This window comes from Helicobacter sp. MIT 05-5294 (assembly GCF_000765675.1).
Classification (GTDB): Bacteria; Campylobacterota; Campylobacteria; order Campylobacterales; family Helicobacteraceae; genus Helicobacter_D.
In genome coordinates this window covers 1-1,631 of sequence record NZ_JRPA02000059.1, presented here as the reverse complement: position 1 = coordinate 1,631, position 1,631 = coordinate 1, and the positions used below count along the sequence as shown (strand labels likewise).

Genomic DNA, 1,631 nt, shown 5'->3' with positions numbered 1-1,631 from the left:
TCTGCTGGATTTGCAATACTCCAAATCATATGGTAAACCCTTGTCATTGAGTGGTTTCATTTTGAGAGGGAATACAATATCTTCTATTGATGTTTCCCCTCTTAGAAAAAGCTTAAAATAATTGCAATAAATATATTTACTCATTTATTTTAGGAATTTTAGGCTTGGAAATATTGAAGTAAGCATTAATTTCATATTCTGACATTACAATATCTTCAATTATATGAGGCATTTTTCCTTCTTGATAAATAATAAAGACAAAAGGGCTGTCAATTTTGCTTACTTCCAAGGAATAATCTCCAAAAATTAGGGTTGGGCATTTTTCTACTGAGGATGCATAAAAATTTGCATTAACCCCATTAACTTTTAAATACTCTTCTGTATTATAGAGATAATAAACCCAATCGTCCATTGCGGTATAATAGTCATCTTCGTTTTCATTTAGTGCTTTGAGCTTATCAAAGTAATTCCCAGTTTGGCTCACATAAAATCCGCATTTATCGCAGATAACCTTACATTTTTGTATTGCAGACTTTAGCTCCTCATCTTCCTCTGCGCAAAGCATTAACATTGCTAACATAAAAGCTAAAGCAATTCTAAACATTTTCCATCCTTAAGGTTGAGTGATTTCTATATGATAACATTGTTCTTCATTTCTCCGCTCATCAATAATCTTAAATTCTGGATATTTATCCTCATATTGCTTAGCAATTTTATAAAAATTAATAGAATCTCTAAGTCTCCACACAGATATATCAAAAGTGTTTTTAATATCAAAATCTTGACAATGTTGAAAATACCCTAGCGGGATTAATCTTCTAATTTCTTGTTCCATTGCATTAAGGATTTTATTTTTTGATTTATTTTGCTCCATAAGTTTTTCACAAATATCAATGACAGAATGCACATTTGTTTTATAGGTTGTCTTTGTGATTTTTATACCATTTTCTGTGCCTTGTTTTTCACGATTCTTGTGAATCATATTATACATTGCTAAGGCTTGTTCTGTTGGGGTTCTTGCTACATCTGTAATAGTGATAGTAGGATTGTTAGAATCTTTACCAATACGCCTTAATATATTTTTAGAATATTCTGATACAAGGCTTATATCTATGCCATTCTTCCCAACTACTTCAATTTCGTTTAAATCTTCCTCATCTCTCCACCCCCTAACCACTTCATTCTCTTTAAAATCTTCAATAATTGGAATCTTAAATTGTTTAGTGATAGATTGTTTCTCTAAATCCTTAGATTCTATTTGAATCTTTTGTGCTTTGGTATTATTAGCCTCATCATTATCTTTAAAGGGAATAAAAGAAAGAAAGAGAAGTTTAGTATCTTGTAAGTTAATGTTATTGTATTTATCTTTGGTAATGGTAGTATCTAATGGAATCTTGATTGTAGTTTGTTTATCTTTTAGTTTAGTGATAAAGTTAAGTTTATAATCTTGAATATAAATAAAGAGTGGAGAATCTTTAGTGAGGGTATTGTTGCTTTGGGATTGTATATCTTGTAAGTTAATATTTGTAAGTTTAATACTAAAGTTTCCATTGTTGTTATAAGTCTCTATTGCTTTAGGAGATTTTAACTCTATACCTAAAGTAGAATAAGCTTTGTCTTTTTGTAGGATT

The 1,631-nt window shown here is 29.7% G+C and carries 2 protein-coding genes; both read right to left on the bottom strand.

The features are described 5' to 3' along the window. Positions 1–136 precede the first annotated feature (136 nt). Positions 137–604 carry a hypothetical protein gene (locus tag LS69_RS10000; RefSeq protein WP_238699308.1) on the bottom strand — a complete coding sequence of 156 codons (468 nt, stop codon included), beginning with the start codon at positions 602–604 and terminating at the stop codon, positions 137–139. A 9-nt stretch (positions 605–613) separates the two neighbouring features. After that, positions 614–1,631 (bottom strand): hypothetical protein (locus LS69_RS10650; protein WP_194145500.1); only part of this gene is annotated, 1,018 nt, incomplete at its 5' end.

Bases quoted from the DNA above. Each gene is read 5' to 3' on its own strand.
- LS69_RS10000 (WP_238699308.1), bottom strand. From the start codon at position 604: ATGTTTAGAATTGCTTTAGCTTTTATGTTAGCAATGTTAATGCTTTGC.